Source organism: Bacillus sp. SN32, assembly GCF_002837495.1.
Taxonomy (GTDB): Bacteria; Bacillota; Bacilli; order Bacillales; family Bacillaceae; genus Bacillus; species Bacillus subtilis.
The window spans coordinates 101,925-115,196 of record NZ_PJCT01000004.1 but is presented as its reverse complement, the minus strand read 5'-3'; the positions used below and the strand labels follow the sequence as shown (position 1 = coordinate 115,196).

Below are 13,272 nucleotides of genomic sequence, written 5' to 3'. Positions count from 1 at the left end.
CGAATATGCCGGCTGCTGCTCCATCCGCTCCCAAGAATCCAGCGGAGAACTTCGGGTCACGATGAAAAGTCCGGACGAATATGTTCGTATCGCGAAATAACCTATATATATTGTATCATAGCCGCAGCCGGCCAGATATACATAATTTTCGGCCGGCATACATTAGTGTTTGCATATCATGTTATTTTATGATGCAATATGCGTTTTTTCGCAAAATATTTTCTTATGAATGCGGGCTCTCTATTAAATCTTTAACGATTTCTTCAAGCTTCATACCTCTGGACGCTTTGAATAAAATCAAATCGCCTTTTGATGCGTTTTCCTTCACAGCTTGGAGGAGATCTTTTTTCTCAGTGTAATGGCTGACGCGGTCTTTCTCAAAGTGTTTCAGGGCGCCTTCCGCGATAAAAGCTCCCAGTTTTCCGTACGTAAAGACGCGGTCAATTTTCTCAGGGCTGATCACAGCGCCGCACTCTTTATGGAACGTTTCTTCAAGATCGCCGAGCTCAAGCATATCACCGAGCACGAGCATTTTTTTGCCGTAGCCTTCGAGGCTTTCTGTCAATTGAATTGCAGCTTTCATGGAAGTCGGGCTCGCATTATAAGCGTCATTGATTATCGAAAGGCCGCTGTCTGTTTTGATGAGTTCAAGTCTCATCCCGGTTACCTTTAGGCCGCTCAGTCCTTTTGCCGCACCCTCAGGCGCGATGTCAAAATAAGCCCCTGCAGCAATCGCTGCCATGGCGTTCATCACATTGTGCTTGCCGAGTATCGGAATAAAAAACGTGTTTTCTATCCCTTTGATTGTAAAATGGGTTCCTTCCTCACTCTGGCTGACATCCTGAAGCTGATAATCATTATGCGCTCCCGTACCGTACGTTTTCGTCTGGCAGCTGTATGCATTTTGAAGGAGCGGTTCGTCCCCGATATAAATCAGCACTCCGTCTTCTTTAAGCCCGTTAATGATTTCAAGCTTCGCCTCCGCGATGCCCTCTCTAGAGCCAAGGTCTTGCATATGCGATTCGCCGATATTCGTAATCACTGCCGCATCCGGGTTTGCCAGTCGGCTCAAGAGGTCAATTTCTCCTTTGGCGCTCATTCCCATCTCCAATACGGCGATCTCCGTATTTTCAGGCATCGCTAAAACCGTCAGCGGCAAACCGATATGATTATTGAAGTTTCCTCCTGTTTTGTGAACACGGTACTTGGTCCCCAGTACGGCGTGAATCATATCTTTTGTTGTCGTTTTGCCATTGCTTCCGGTTACTCCGATGACACGTGTGCCAAGCTCCTGCAAATAGGCTTTTGCAAGCTGCTGAAGTGCGGTAAGGGTATCGTCCACTAAAATGACGGCGTGATTCTCGGGCGGATTTGGTTCTGACCGATCCCAAAGAACAGCCGCTACACCAGCTTCAAAAGCCTGCTCCACAAAAGTGTGGCCGTCAAAACGTTCCCCTTTCAGCGGAATGAAGAGCTGATGTTGTTCCAGTTTTCTTGTATCGGTCGCCACTCCATGAATGACTGTTTTTTCATATTGCGGATTTGTTAGTGTGCCATTAACCATTTTGGCAATGTTTTTTACTGTTCGCTTAATCAAGTAAGGTCACTCTCTTTCTTTTGTATATACGGGAAAAAACACTGCCCTTTTACCGGCAGTGTCCTTCTTCATTAGAATGTATGCTTAATCAATTGTTTTTCAGCGTGGCGTTCTTTTGCAAGCTCCACAAGCTGTTCAATCAGGTCAGCATATTCCACTCCGGCTTCTTTCCAGAGCAGCGGGAACATACTGAAAGGTGTAAAGCCAGGCATTGTGTTGACTTCATTGATCAGAACTTCGCCGTCAGCTGTCAGGAAAAAGTCCGCTCTGACGAGTCCTGAACCGTCGATCGCTTTAAACGCTTTGATCGCCATATCACTGATTGTTGCGTATTCCTCATCAGACACAATCGCCGGAATCATCAGATCAGTATCTCCATCCTCATATTTCGCTTTGTAATCGTAGAAATCTGTCTTCGGTGCGATTTCTCCCACAACAGAGCATTTAGGATCGTCATTTCCAAGAACGCCGATTTCGATCTCGCGGCCGTTAATTCCTTCTTCAACGACGACTTTGCGGTCATATTGGAAAGCAAGCTCAAACGCTTTTTGCAGTTCTTCACGGTTTCGGCATTTGCTGATTCCGACACTTGAGCCGAGGTTCGCCGGTTTTACGAAGCAAGGGTAGCCTAATTCCTGTTCAACCTGCTCACAGCTTTCTTTCGGAGAACGAGTCCAGTCTTTCTTAAGGAAAGCTGCGTATTTAGCCTGAGCAAGGCCAGCCTGCGCAAATAAATGTTTCATGACAACTTTATCCATGCCAGCTGAGGAAGCAAGCACTCCGTTGCCGACATAAGGAATGTTCAACAGCTCGAGCATTCCCTGGATCGTACCGTCTTCTCCGTTCGGTCCGTGGAGGAGCGGGAATACGACGTCGATGGCTTCATTTTGCTGTGACGCTTCCTGCGGAAACATCTCCTGGTTCAAGGCAGCTGGAGAAAAAGCACTGCCTCCTTGCTCAAATTGAAGCATTTTCACATTTGAAACAGGCTCAGTTAAACGGGCGCCTCTTACCCATTCGCCTTTTTCTGTTATATAAATCGGATGTATATCAAACTTCTCAGTATTTAGCGCTTTGATTACAGCCAGAGCCGTCTGCAGGGAAACATTATGTTCTGCCGACTTTCCTCCGTACACTAATCCTAGACTTGTTTTCAATGGATACTCCCCCCACTACAATTCATCTTTACTATCTTATCATTTTCACCGGAAAATGATCTAATTATTTTTGGGCATGCTGATGTTGAATGCATTTGTATGTAATTCCTTTTTATTTTATATTAAAATGGCATTGAAAAGGAGATGTGACATATGAAAAAAATCACGACAAACGAACAATTTAATGAACTGATTCAATCTGATAAAGAAATCATTGTAAAGTTTTATGCTGATTGGTGCCCAGACTGCACACGCATGAATATGTTCATCGGCGATATTTTGGAAGAGTACAACCAAAACGATTGGTATGAGCTGAATAAGGACGAGCTTCCTGACCTGGCTGAAAAATACCAAGTAATGGGCATTCCCAGCCTGCTTATTTTCAAAAATGGTGAAAAAACAGCTCACCTTCACAGCGCCAATGCCAAAACACCTGAAGAAGTGACTGAATTTTTATCTGAACATATAAGCTAATTCGTTAAACAGCCTTATTTTATGTCGTCAGGCTCTACATGAACATGAACATGAGTGACATCGTGTTCATGTTTTATTTTGTCTTCTACTTCATCCGCCACTCCATGGCCTTCTTCTACTGTAAGCTTCGGATCAACCGTAATCACCATCTCGATATGAACTGTACTGCCTAAATACCTCGCTTTCACATCCTTTAGGCGATGCACATTTTCGATCCTGCCGACGGTCTGTTTGTAAGGCTCAAGATCTTTTAAATGGAAGCCGTCTGTTAAGGAATGTGAAGCGTCTTTAAAGATATCCCACGCAGTTTTGCAAATGATGATGCCGATGATAAAAGCCGTTACCGGATCAATCCACGGCAGCTTCAGCCGGGACGAAAAAACACCGATAAACGCGCCGGCGCTTACAAAAGCGTCTGACCTACTGTCCTTTGCCGCTGCCATCAGGGCAGAGCTTTTAATGGACGCTGCCAGCCTTTTGTTATATAAATAGATGCCATACATAAACACAGCACTGCCTAACGCCGTCCATGCCGCGATAAGATTTGGCGTTTCCGTTGTGCCGCCCGCAATCGCTTTTCCTCCGCCGATTAACACTTCAATGCCGACTGCCATCATAATAAAAGACGCAACAAGAGACGAAATTGTTTCAGCCCGATAATGGCCGTATGGATGATCGCTGTCAGCCGGTCTTTGAGAAATCCGCAATCCTATCAGCACTGCTACTGACGCAACAATATCTGTTCCATTATTTAACCCGTCTGCTCTCAGCGCTTCAGAATGATATAGAATCCCGATGACTAGCTTTACAACAGCAAGGATGACATATGCAAAAATATTGAGGAGCGCCCCTTTTTCTCCCTTTTTCAGATTTTCTGTCCGCTCCATTGAATACCAGCCTCCATTCTATTACATAGTATGGTTCAAAACATGAAAAATAGCAGGACGCGTTCAATGAAGCGGAATATTTCGACAGCAAATTATTGCCCGGGAAACTTTTTGTCGATTTGTTGAATGTTTGTAAATTGGCGAAAGAATAGGACTGTTTTCACCTTTACAGGCGATTGCGGACATTGTATACTGAAGTTAATTGATAATGATTATCAATATCGTTTGATTGGAGGTTGGTGACACAATGACACCTCAGTCTGCAGAAATCAGAAAAAAACAGCTCATTCATCTGTTAATACAGAATGGTATATACAAAAAGTCAAAGCGTCATCTGTATGAATTGTCGCTGACGGAGTTAGAAAGTGAATACAAACATGTCAGGAGGGCGCCGGAGCATGCCGAAGCGTAAAGTGAAAACTTACCAACAGCTGATCCAGGAAAACAAAGAGGCGATTATGGGCAATCCAAAGCTGATGAACGTTATTTATGACAGGATCGACCGCAAGCATCAAAAAAATCTGCAAGAGCAAAACAATACATAAAAAGAGCCGGCTAGGCTCTTTTTTATGACTCAAACGCTTCAGCTGCCAGCTTGTGTATCACGGCGTCATCCATCGGCGGGTTGTGAAGACCAGCGCGCACATCACGGTAATAGCGCTGAAGCGGGTTGGTTCGTTCCAGGCTTTTGGCCCCGACAATTCTCATCGCTTTATCAACAACAGACAGCGCAGCGTTTGTGACGATATGCTTAGCCGCACCGAGCTCGCTTGTCAAGTGTGGACGCCGCTCCGGATCGTCATACAATTGAGCGATATGGAAAAGAAAGTGTCTGGCATTGAGCAGTTCAAGCTCCATCTCGCCTGTTCTTTGCTGTACGGCCGGGACATTCTTGATCGGTCCATTCAAGCTGTTTGGAGAATACTCAGATGCAAATTGCACTGCATAGTCACGAGCAGCTTGAGCAACACCAAGATAGATCGCCGGAATGTGAAGCAGCCAGCCATTCGGCTTAGCTCCGCGAGGCCCTTGAAGCAGTTCCACCAGCTTATTCTCATCAAGCATGACTTCGTTCAGTACAAGGTCATGGCTCCCAGTCGCCCGCATCGCCATCATATCCCACGTTTCTTCAATCGACAAGCCGGGATCATCTTTATGAATGAGAAACACGCCTGTTGTTTGTTTGTCTTCAATCCATGCGGTTACTAAAAAATAATCCAGTGCTTGAGACATCGTCGTAAAGGTTTTTCTCCCGTTCACTGCCCATTTGCCATCCTTTTTGACGGCGTTTGTACCGGGACGCCCTCCTCTTGTCGGGCTTCCGGTTTTCGCTTCAGTCGCCGCCCTGTTAATGACAGCTCCGTTTTGGACTTCCTTGGCAACAAATGCAAATACGTCTTCATCCCAGCTGTTGCCTTCTCCAAGCTCCCCGATCACGCTCAAATGCCAGCCGATACTAAGAGCCGTCGGAGCATCTCCCCGTGCAAGCCGTTCTTGAAACAGGAGCATATCGTAAACAGAAATGCCCCCTCCGCCATGAGATGCCGGCAATGTTAATGCTGTATACCCAGCATCACGCAGTTTTTGTATTTTCTCTGCAGGAAAACGTCCCTGTTCGTCATCTTCAGCAGCTGTTTGCTGAAATTCATCCGCAATCCGTCCGATTTTCTCCATCCATTGCCGCTGTTGATCGTTTTGTATAAATAATGACATCCGGCAGCCCCCCAAGTTTTAATTCCGATAAATTTAATATGTATTATAGATTTCCTGCCCTTTTTCCGCAACTGTTAATCTTTTTGTCCAGTATAGAAAAACACGCCGTTCCCCAAGGGAACAGCGCGATTACACAGGATTTGCATCCCGGTCTTGTTTCATGCCGAGATAAATCAGCATATATGTCAGGTAACCCATCGTCATCACCAGGCCGCCAAAGAAAAAGCTTGAGAAAATCGGCTCTTCAAAAGCGGTCACTGCGGCCAGCACAATCCAGCTGGCATACAGATAGATGATAAAATAGCGGATGCCCGTCTTCATTTTATATATCATGTACAGTCCCACGAGAGAAAACAACCCAAGCGCGAGCCTGAAATAAACAAGATGTTCAAACTGAAACATGAATGACACAAATGAGAATCCAAGCAGCAATACGATCGGTAAAGCGGTAATAAAGTTCCTCAATCGAGACACCTCCGTCAGTACCTTTAGTATAAACCAAAATATCAAATGATATTGATTTACGTGAGCTTTTTCACAAAAATGTCATCCCTTGCCTTTAGACCCGAACATCCCGTTTACAGAAGCACCACCAGCCAACAACGATGAAGAATATGGCATGTATGATGAGAATTCCAATTGAAAACAATGGCGTCATGCCTGAAAACAACGCTGTCTCTCCGCTTCTGTATTGCGTAAAGTCAGTGTTCGCAAAAAGCAAAAAGCTGCCCCACTTGTTTTCAAACAACTTCATGAGCTGAACAAGTGTACTCGCTCCGTATAAAACGACAAAAGAAACAACAACTGCTACCGCGCTGTTGCGGAACAGCGAAGAACAAAGCAGCCCGAATAATCCCATCATTACAGCTTCAAGCCAGTTTGACCCGATCAGCGCCAAGGTGTTGACCAGCAATGTCTTTGATTCCGCAGTCACCGATGTGCCAAAAAACACGAGACCGAATAATAATGCGAGAATGTAGTATGCCAGATACAAATAGAAGCTGACCATCACGACTGTGATTAATTTTGACCAAAAGACCTTTTGGCGTTTAACCGGACGAATGAGCAAAAATTTGATCGTCTTTTTATCAAATTCCATCGAAACAATTGTTGCTGCAATTACGATCGTTAAAGCCTGCAGCAAAATGTTCAGGCTCGGTGTATACGATAAATAGCCGATGAAGTTTTCATCTGTTCCGGCACTGATGACAATCCGTTTAATGATCAATGCCATGAAGAATTGAAAGACAGCCATCAGGATAAGGGAAACCAAAGTGACCTTCCGATTAAAAAGTTTCATATGTTCATTCCAAATCAATTTAGACAAGCTCTTCTCCCTCCTCTTGATGAGCTGTTGTCGCTTTTATAAATTCGTCTTCCAGTGACTGTGTGTAAGGGGTAATGGAAAATACATTCAGACCTTGTCCGACAAGTGATCGGTTCAGCTCCGGTATGTTTTCTTTTGCCACCTCAACTACAATCGTCCCGTCTTGGCTCTCAGCTTGATATTGATTGCCTGTCAGCCAATTGAGCGCTTTTTCTTGCGGCTGCACTTCTATAATCGCTTTTTCTGTGGTTTGATCAGTTCCTTGTAAGCTGACTTCCGCTTTGATCTCACCTTTTTGAATGATGATGACACGGTCGCACAAGTCTTCAACCTCCCGCAATAAATGAGTGGCGAACAGGACAGCTGTTCCTTCCATTTCTGCGAGCTCTTTAATATGATCGCGAAAATCCTTCATCCCCGCAGGATCCAGGCCGTTTGTCGGTTCATCTAGAATGAGAAGCTTCGGCCGGTGAAGAATTGCCTGGGCGATTCCCAGACGCTGGCGCATCCCAAGGGAATAGGTTTTCACCTTATCATGAATCGCTGACGTCAGCCCGACACGCTCCACCACTTCATCAAGCCGTTCATCCGCTATTTTTTTGTGCATATTCGCAAAGTGCTTGAGGTTTTCCCAGCCTGTCAGGTACGGATAGAACTCAGGGTTCTCAACGATCGCTCCAACCGCTTCCATCGCTTTTTCAAACTCTGTATCATGCTGGAATCCGCTGATTGTCACGCTTCCGCTGTTTTGTTTCAACAGCCCGACGATGATACGGATGAGTGTTGTTTTTCCGGAACCATTCGGACCGAGCAGGCCGATGATTTCACCCTCCATGACGTCCATGCTGATCTGTTTTAAAATCTGTTTAGACCCAATCTTTTTATCGAGGCCTTCAATATGTAAAATCGGCTCAGCCATAAAGCCTTCCTCCTTTTTCGACAAAAAATAAACAGTGCCCAACATTAGGCACTGTTTGTATTATAGCATTTGTTGCTTCCAAATGTTTGGTTAAACCGATGATGAGCGTTTGCTCCGACTGTTTGTTCTTTTCAGTTTCTGTACTGATGACAGGCATTGTCACCTGTTGTGTTCACCACTGTGCGAAGCAATGCCAAGCTCCGATTCCGAGTCTTAATTCCATGCCCCGAACAGGCAGGCCGGCAGATTGAGGCACACTCATTATTCGATTTTAAACTACTTTTTATCGCTATTCTCTCGGGGTCCTTTAGACCTATCTTCCTTGTTGGTGACATCCAGAATATCAAGGAGAAACACAAAGATCGGAATCCCGATAATTAAACCCCAAATGCCGAAGAAGTGTTCAGAGAAAATGAGTACTGTGAAGGTGAAAAAGATTGGCAGCTCTGTTTTCGCCGACATCAGCTTCGGATTTAAGAAATATGTTTCGATCGCATGAATGGCGAATATGACAAGAACAATGTAGAGCACATACATTCCACCGCCAGTGCTGTAGGCGATAATGCTGAGCGGAATCAGGGAAATGACGACGCCTGCTACAGGGATCAATCCAAGGAAGAACACCATAATCGACAGCCCAAACAGCTGCGGAAAATGCATAATCCAAAGCGCGATAAACGTCAGAATACAGTTGACGAGCGCAATGATAAATTGAGCCTCGAGCACCTTGCCGAACGTTCTTGCAAATTTGCTTCCGAAAAAAGCAATTTCCTCATAAAAGACCCTCAGTTTGCTCGTTTTAAATTTCGCCATGAATTCAGAAAGCCGTTTTTTCTCAAATAAGAAAAACATGCTGAGAATGAGCGCCATCACGACCTGCAAGCCGAATGTGCTGATATCGGCCAAATACGTATACACTACATTGAAGCCCTCTTTGACATATGAACTGATGTTAATATCTCCGAAGACACTGGTGATCTCATCAAAGAAAGGGATGCTGTCAGGGTGATACGCAATATGTTTAATCTGCTTTACCAGCTGCTGGATCTGCGCCGCGACGACCGGATAAAACACAAAGCCCCCGACTGTAAGCAGCACAGCCAGCAACATGTAAAGAAACGTAATGACAACCCGCTGGCTCACGCGGAAGAACTGGCTTACAAACTGCCGCACGACAAGCTCCAAACGATCCATTAGAAATGTGAAAATGAAGGTAAGCAATATTAAGTTGATCATGCTCTTAAATAGATATAACACACCAGTTAACACGACAAAGATGGAGAAACGCCTTACTCCCGGGTGCTGAAAAAATTTAACTAAAGCGGCCATTTATACACTCCTGTTAGGACAAACGTCCTTCATTCAATATAGTATCCATTTGTAAATTATATAACAAAAAAATGCTGAGGTCTCTGTCCTTACCTTAATAATTCTTAAACAATTAAAAAAACGGCCCCATGGATGGGCCGTTCTTTTTTCAGACTGCAGTTTTCATTTTTTTCATGCCTTCAACAGCCTCTACGCTTTTTGCTTCATCAAATTCATTTTCGCTTTTGGCAACAATGATCGTGGCGATTCCGTTTCCGATCAGGTTCACAATGGCTCTTCCTTCACTCATGAAACGGTCGACCCCGAGCAGGAGTGCAAGCCCCTCCAGCGGAATGACCTGCAGCGCTGACAGCGTTGAGGCAAGGACGATAAATCCGCTTCCCGTCACACCTGCCGCTCCCTTCGATGTCAGCATCAGAACGAGGATAATCGTAATTTGCTGGCCGATGCTGAGGTCTACTCCAAACACCTGTGCCAGAAAGACAGTCGCCATTGATAAATAAATGGATGTGCCGTCGAGGTTAAACGAATAGCCCGTCGGAATAACAAGCCCGACAACGGATTTGGAACAGCCGTAGCGCTCCATTTTATCCATCATACGCGGAAGCACCGATTCGGAAGAGCTTGTGCCAAGCACGATCAAAAGCTCATCCTTAATGAAGCGAAGGTAATTCCACAGGCTGAATCCGTAAAACTTGCAGATGATATTTAAAGCAACAAATACGAACAGGAACATCGTAATATAAACAGACATCATTAAGCTTGCCAGCGGTTTGATGGAATCGAGCCCGAAGTGTCCGATTGTATACGCCATCGCCCCGAATGCCCCGATTGGCGCGGCACGCATAATGTAGCCGATAATTTTGAAAAAAACGTGAGAAACCTTGTCGAAGAAATCAATGACGCTTTTTCCTTTTTCGCCTAATGCCGCAAGACCCACTCCGAAAAGAATAGAAAAGAATAAGACCTGCAAAATGTCCCCTTTTGCGAAGGCATCAACCATGTTGGATGGAACAATGTGTGTAACAAATTCAATCCAGTCGATTCCCTGACCGCCATTTTGCGTGTATTGTGATACATCTCCCTTTTCAAGCTTGCTGTAATCAAGACCCGCACCCGGCTTCATAATATTGACGACAAATAAACCGATAATGAGTGCGAGGGTGGTGACAATCTCGAAATAGATAAACGCTTTTCCCCCTACTTTTCCAACCTTCTTCATATCGCCCATTTTTGCAATCCCGAGAACGATTGTGAAGAAAATAATTGGTGCGATCACCATTTTAACAGCGTTGATAAATGTATCGCCAAGCGGTTTCATTTCTTTGCCGACATCCGGCCAGACCAGCCCGACAATGACCCCAATGATGACCGCGGTTATGACCTGAACTGTTAAATTTTTAAACAGTTTCATATCCTTCATCCCCCTGTCCTATTCGCCTTTTGTGTCTTTCTTACTAGAATGATAGCGTTTTCATATCGTCTGGGGAAGTTTATGATCATAACGGACATTTTGGTCTTTTTGGTCTCAGGTTTATCCTTTTAACACGTAGCGGTTGACCGGCCGGCCGACTCCGCCGTATTGAACGTCCAATTTGATGATCCCGGTTTTTTCTAAGTAATCAAGATATCGTCTGGCTGTCACTCTGGCGATGCCAAGCGCCTTGGCGACCTCTTCAGCAGAAAGGGATGCGGTTTGCTGTTTCAAAAAAGCAGTGACTTCATTCATCGTGAAGTGATTCAACCCTTTCGGCAGATCCTGTACGGCCTGCTGCGGAATATTCAGGATCGCATCGAGCTGTTCCTGGGACAGCGTATCATTCGCTTCGATTTTTTGTTTATATTGCTTGTACTTTTCGAGTGCCTGTCTCATTCGCTCAAGCTTAAACGGCTTTAAGATATAGTCAACCGCCCCGTTTTGCAGCATGAGTGAGATCGTTTCCTTGTCTTTTGCAGCGGAGACGACAATGACATCCACTTCAAGCTTTTGCTTTCTGATCTCCTGCAAGGTCTTGATGCCGTCTTTTTTCGGCATGTACACATCGAGAATGACGAGATCCGGCTGTTCTTCTTTAATCAGCTTCATGCCTTCCTCTCCGTTTCCTGCCGTTGCACAGACAGTAACGCCTTTAACAGTTGTAATAAAATCCTTATTGACCTCTTGAACCATCGGATCGTCTTCAATGAGCAGAACCTTCCATTCTTTACGAGCCATGCTGTGCTTCCTCCCCCTTCATTGGAAAAACGATAGAAAAAGATGTCCCCTGCCCCGCATGTGAATCAACTTCTATCGTGCCCGATCCTTTGTCTATGATTTGTTTCACTAGATACAAGCCATAGCCTGTGCCGCCAGTTTTATTGACCGTAAAACCTTTGTCGTAAAGGCGAGGCATATGTGCCGGATCAATTCCGCAGCCGTTATCTTCTATTAAAATAGCAAGGATATCATCTGTTTGTTCGATACTAATGTCAATTCGTTTGTCTTCAGATTGAACGGTTTCAAATGAGCCGAAGGCATTTTCAATCAGATTCCCCAAAAGCACCACAATATCATGCTGATCAACATGCTCGGGAAATTGCTGAAGACTGCTGTTTTCATCTATATGAACAGCAACGCCGAGCTCTCTTCCCCTTCTGATTTTACTTAAAAGAAGGCCTGCCGCAGAGTCATTTTGAATCGAGCGGTGCAGAAATTCAGTCACATTTTCCTGCTCAGTTGATGCCTGGAATGCAAGCTGCAAGGCTTTTTCAGATTTCCCCAGCTGGATGAGGCCGGCGATCGTGTGCAGCTTATTCATATGCTCATGGTTTTGGACACGGAGCGCCTCCACAAAGTTTCTGACACCAGTCAATTCCTCTGCCATCTTGGCCGCTTCCGTTCTGTCCTGAAAAATCGCAACGGCGCCGATCACTTTTTTCTTCATGACGATCGGAATTCTGCTGCTCATGATGACTTTTCCGCTGACACGAATTTCTTCATTATAAACCGCTTTGTTCCGCTCCACGATTTCGGGCAGGCGCGAATCCTTGAGAACCTCCCAAATCACCTTGCCGATCAGATCCCCATGCACTTCAAAGATCTGTTTCGCTTTTTCATTGAAAATCGTAATGACGAGCCGATTGTCAATGGCGATCACCCCTTCATTCATCGAGTGAAACGTCGCTGTCCGTTCTTCATACATTCGGACAATCTCATGGGGTTCAAGCTGAAACATTTGTTTTTTGATATGGCGGGCCAGCAAAAAGGAACCAGCAAGGCCAAAGCCGAGTGTCAGCACAACGATGAATGCAATATCACGCTTTAAATGAAGCAGGATGTCAGCGATCCCCGGCAGCGTTTTTCCGACAAGCACCACGCCTATTTGGTTCAGGTCTTGATCCTTAACCGGATAAAAAGCGCGAACCGCCGTGCCGATCTCGCCCTTTGCTTCAGAGAAATAAATGTGCTCCGCAAACGCTGCCTCCTCGTCTGCACCTTCTGATTTCTTGCCGATGCTTGTGCTGACAGGATGCGTATATCGGATATGATTCATATCCATGACGACAATATAGTCTGCTTCATTAATCATCCTGATTTCTTCAACCGCATGGCGAACAGCTTCTGTTTGTTTTTTTCGCGCCAAGGCTTCTTTCACTTCTGTCATCTCTGACACCGTCCGTGCCGTATTCATCAGCCGCTTTTTCAGCTCCCGCTCCTCTGTATGCTGAATGTTGCCGATGAGCACAATGCCGCCGATCAAAAAGGAGAAAATGACGAGTATATAGGATAAGATCGTGATTTTCCAACGGATTGAGAGCTTCTTTTTGTTCATCAGCTTCTCCTTTCAGGTCTTTACGAATGTCATTGCCCCCATTATCCTTAACATAGG

At 45.2% G+C, this 13,272-nt stretch carries 14 protein-coding genes; 3 read left to right on the top strand and 11 right to left on the bottom strand.

Annotated features, from left to right (window positions below; translation table 11 throughout):
* Window positions 1–223: 223 nt before the first annotated feature.
* Window positions 224–1,597 (bottom strand): UDP-N-acetylmuramoyl-tripeptide--D-alanyl-D-alanine ligase, encoded by a 1,374-nt coding sequence (locus tag CW370_RS16545; RefSeq protein WP_101169833.1) that lies wholly within the window; start codon window positions 1,595–1,597, stop codon window positions 224–226.
* Between the two features lie 71 nt (window positions 1,598–1,668).
* On the bottom strand, window positions 1,669–2,754 hold the full coding sequence (locus CW370_RS16540; RefSeq protein WP_042977094.1) for a D-alanine--D-alanine ligase: 1,086 nt from the start codon (window positions 2,752–2,754) through the stop codon (window positions 1,669–1,671).
* Window positions 2,755–2,907: 153 nt separating this feature from the next.
* On the opposite strand from CW370_RS16540, the gene CW370_RS16535 reads away from it, so the two are divergent.
* Window positions 2,908–3,228, top strand: a complete 321-nt coding sequence (locus CW370_RS16535; RefSeq protein WP_003234326.1) for a thioredoxin family protein — start codon at window positions 2,908–2,910, stop codon at window positions 3,226–3,228.
* Window positions 3,229–3,242: 14 nt separating this feature from the next.
* Here CW370_RS16535 and CW370_RS16530 read toward each other — a convergent pair whose 3' ends face one another.
* Window positions 3,243–4,115: a cation diffusion facilitator family transporter gene (locus tag CW370_RS16530; protein WP_101169832.1), complete on the bottom strand. Its 873-nt coding sequence runs from the start codon at window positions 4,113–4,115 to the stop codon at window positions 3,243–3,245.
* Between the two features lie 247 nt (window positions 4,116–4,362).
* Between CW370_RS16530 and CW370_RS16525 the strand changes: the two genes are divergently transcribed.
* A complete protein-coding gene (locus CW370_RS16525; RefSeq protein WP_003225157.1) occupies window positions 4,363–4,527 on the top strand; it encodes a Fur-regulated basic protein FbpA in 165 nt (54 codons plus the stop codon).
* Window positions 4,481–4,660: a Fur-regulated basic protein FbpB gene (gene fbpB, locus CW370_RS16520; RefSeq protein ID WP_010886410.1), complete on the top strand. Its 180-nt coding sequence runs from the start codon at window positions 4,481–4,483 to the stop codon at window positions 4,658–4,660. The genes CW370_RS16525 and fbpB overlap by 47 nt, the downstream gene beginning before the upstream one ends.
* A 22-nt stretch (window positions 4,661–4,682) precedes the next feature.
* Here fbpB and CW370_RS16515 read toward each other — a convergent pair whose 3' ends face one another.
* From CW370_RS16515 to dctS, 8 genes are all read right to left on the bottom strand, one after another.
* Window positions 4,683–5,828 carry an acyl-CoA dehydrogenase family protein gene (locus CW370_RS16515; RefSeq protein WP_101169831.1) on the bottom strand — a complete coding sequence of 382 codons (1,146 nt, stop codon included), beginning with the start codon at window positions 5,826–5,828 and terminating at the stop codon, window positions 4,683–4,685.
* A gap of 129 nt (window positions 5,829–5,957) precedes the next feature.
* Window positions 5,958–6,293 carry a hypothetical protein gene (locus CW370_RS16510; protein WP_003225151.1) on the bottom strand — a complete coding sequence of 112 codons (336 nt, stop codon included), beginning with the start codon at window positions 6,291–6,293 and terminating at the stop codon, window positions 5,958–5,960.
* A 94-nt stretch (window positions 6,294–6,387) separates the two neighbouring features.
* Entirely contained in the window at window positions 6,388–7,155 is a 768-nt protein-coding gene (locus CW370_RS16505; RefSeq protein ID WP_015715273.1) for an ABC transporter permease, read from the bottom strand.
* Window positions 7,148–8,074 carry an ABC transporter ATP-binding protein gene (locus tag CW370_RS16500; protein WP_024572052.1) on the bottom strand — a complete coding sequence of 309 codons (927 nt, stop codon included), beginning with the start codon at window positions 8,072–8,074 and terminating at the stop codon, window positions 7,148–7,150. Before CW370_RS16500 ends, CW370_RS16505 begins: the two co-directional genes overlap by 8 nt.
* A 276-nt stretch (window positions 8,075–8,350) precedes the next feature.
* The gene (locus CW370_RS16495; RefSeq protein ID WP_003246523.1) at window positions 8,351–9,403 is read right to left on the bottom strand and encodes an AI-2E family transporter; all 1,053 of its coding nucleotides are present in this window, start codon (window positions 9,401–9,403) and stop codon (window positions 8,351–8,353) included.
* A gap of 148 nt (window positions 9,404–9,551) precedes the next feature.
* Window positions 9,552–10,817, bottom strand: a complete 1,266-nt coding sequence (gene dctP, locus CW370_RS16490; protein ID WP_101169830.1) for a C4-dicarboxylate transporter DctP — start codon at window positions 10,815–10,817, stop codon at window positions 9,552–9,554.
* Window positions 10,818–10,937: 120 nt separating this feature from the next.
* Window positions 10,938–11,618 (bottom strand): two-component system response regulator DctR, encoded by a 681-nt coding sequence (dctR, locus tag CW370_RS16485; protein WP_003234347.1) that lies wholly within the window; start codon window positions 11,616–11,618, stop codon window positions 10,938–10,940.
* The gene (gene dctS, locus CW370_RS16480; protein ID WP_101169829.1) at window positions 11,608–13,215 is read right to left on the bottom strand and encodes a two-component system sensor histidine kinase DctS; all 1,608 of its coding nucleotides are present in this window, start codon (window positions 13,213–13,215) and stop codon (window positions 11,608–11,610) included. Before dctS ends, dctR begins: the two co-directional genes overlap by 11 nt.
* Window positions 13,216–13,272 lie beyond the last annotated feature (57 nt).